Annotated in this window: 2 protein-coding genes; both read right to left on the bottom strand. The window is 25.5% G+C overall.

Going from position 1 to position 2,488, the window contains the following annotated elements; all coding sequences use genetic code 11:
- On the bottom strand, window positions 1-1,825 hold a 1,825-nt coding region (locus E6A48_RS11835; RefSeq protein ID WP_219710504.1), incomplete at its 3' end, for a tetratricopeptide repeat protein.
- Between the two features lie 332 nt (window positions 1,826-2,157).
- The coding region (locus E6A48_RS11830) for a tetratricopeptide repeat protein (RefSeq protein WP_219710503.1) at window positions 2,158-2,488 on the bottom strand (331 nt) is incomplete at its 5' end.

Here is a 2,488-nt window from a genome sequence, read left to right as displayed (position 1 = left end):
TTGCAATATTACTCTTTGCATATTCATTATTAGGATCTAATTCTAAAGCCTTTTTATAATCTTTCAAAGCTTCTTTATATAGTCCTGCATTTTTCTTAACCCAGCCTCTATCATTATATAAATAAGCAGTATTTGGTTCTAATTCTATAGCTTTATCATAATCTTCAATAGCTTCTTTATATTGTCCTAATTCATCTTTAGCACTTCCTCTATTACCGTAAGCATTGGTATAATCAGGAGTCAATTCTATAGCCTTAGTATAGTCTTTTATAGCTTCTTTATACAAGCCTAAACTATATTTAGTAAGTCCTCTATTATTATAAGTATTGCTGTCATTTGGGTTTAACTCTATAGATTTATCATAATCTTTGATAGCTTCTTTATAAAGTCCCAAATCATTTTTAGAAAGTCCTCTGTTATTATATGCTTCACTGTAAGTTGGTTTTAATTCTATAGCCTTATCATAATATTTAATTGATTCTTTTAAAAGATCCAAATCATACTTAGCACTTCCTATATTATAATAGGCTTCTGGATTATCCGCACATAAATCTATAGATTCTTCATAATCTTTGATTGCTTCTTCATACATTCCTAAATCACTTTTAGAAAGTCCTCTATTATTATATGCATCACTATAATTAGGATTTAGATATATAGCTTTATCATAATCTTTTATAGATTCATTATATAAACCCAGCTCTCTTTTTGCATTTGCCCTGTTATAATAAGCATCTACATAATTATTATCCAATTTTATAATTTCCTCATAATCTTTTATAGCTTCTTTATATAATCCTAAATCATATTTAGCATTTCCTCTATTAAGATAAGTATTTATATCGTTAGATTCCCATTTTATAGCATTATCATAATCTTCTATAGCTTCTTTAAATAAACCTAATTCTTTTTTTGAATTTCCTCTATTATAATAAGCATCTGAATAATTTGGATTAATTTCTATAGCTTTGTCATAATCTTTTATAGCCTCTTTATAAAGACCTAAATCGTTTTTAGAATTTCCTCTGTTGCCATAAGCACAATAATTATTAGGCTCTAACTCTAAAATCTTATTAAAATCTTTTATAGCCTCATCAAAAAGCTCTAAATAATTTTTGGAAACTCCTCTATTATTATATGCATCTATATTATTAGGGTCTAACTCTATAACCTTATTATAATCTTCAATAGCTTCTTTGTGTAAGCCAGCATTATTTTTAGCAAACCCTCTGTTATAATAAGCATCTTTATAATTTTTACTTAATTCTATAGCTCTGTCATAATCCTTTATAGCTTTTTTAAAAAATCCTAAATTACTTCTAGCAAGTCCCCTGTTATAATAAGCTAATGCATAATAATCAATTAAGTCTATAGCTTTACTATAATAATCTATAGCATCTCTATATTCTCTCATATTGTTTAGAGCAACTCCATTAGTATTACAATCGAAATATTCATCTAAAGTATCTAAATCGTTAATATCTATTTCATCATTTTCATCATTAAACATAGTTTTATCATAATGAAAATACTCAATAAACCTGTTGTAAGTATAAAGTTCGTCAGGCTCTTTTATATAGAATGTTTCAAGTATTCTGTTTAATTCATCATTAAAATTTTCTGCCTTGCTGTTAAAATCATGAAAATCAGAATAATTAAATGGTTCAATATTATTTAAAAAATTATTTGCCTCATATAGAATTTTTTCTGCTTTTTCTTTAAAATCATCTTTTAAATCTGGAACTTCTCTTTCTTCAAAAGCTTCTAATGATATTTTGCATTTTTCTATATGTTTACTAAAAAGATAATTAGATATTTTTGGCATTTTTCATTCCTATATATTATTTTTATATACTCAAAAATTTTAAGTTTGTCAAAAATAAATTTTTTAATTTAAGTTATTTGTGTGTACTAGCCCAGCTGTACACACTTAGCAATAAACATAGTTCTTTTATCGACGCTATGCATGTTGTAGGCAATGTACCTTTTGGTATAAAATAACTAAAAAACTGTATTTTAAACTTTATTTAGGTATTATATTACATTTAATATAGATTTTTGAAATATGAAGTTCTAGCAAATGTATATAGCAGTTGTCAAAATTCAATCATTTCAATATATAACAATAATAAAAATAAATTATCAGCAATGTTTTATTTATCTCAAACCATATTGATTTTGAATATTTTTTATATTTTCTTTAAACAACTTATCATTGGGACATAATTCCAAAGCATTTTTACAATCTTTTAATGCATCTTCATATTGTCCTAATTTTTTTTTAGCTGCTCCTCTGTTATTATAAGCAGCACTCTCATTAGGGTTTAACTCTATAGCTTTGTTATAATCCTTTATAGCTTCTTCATGCTGACCTAAATTATATTTAGCTATTCCTCTGTTATTATAAACATCACTGCTCTCATTATGGTCTAACTCCATAGTTTTGTTATAATCCTTTATAGCTTCTTCATATTGACCTAAATTACAT

Source organism: Brachyspira pilosicoli, assembly GCF_019402445.1.
Taxonomy (GTDB): domain Bacteria; phylum Spirochaetota; class Brachyspiria; order Brachyspirales; family Brachyspiraceae; genus Brachyspira; species Brachyspira pilosicoli_B.
The sequence above is the reverse complement of the archived record's forward strand: the minus strand, read 5'-3'. Positions and strand labels throughout refer to the sequence as shown.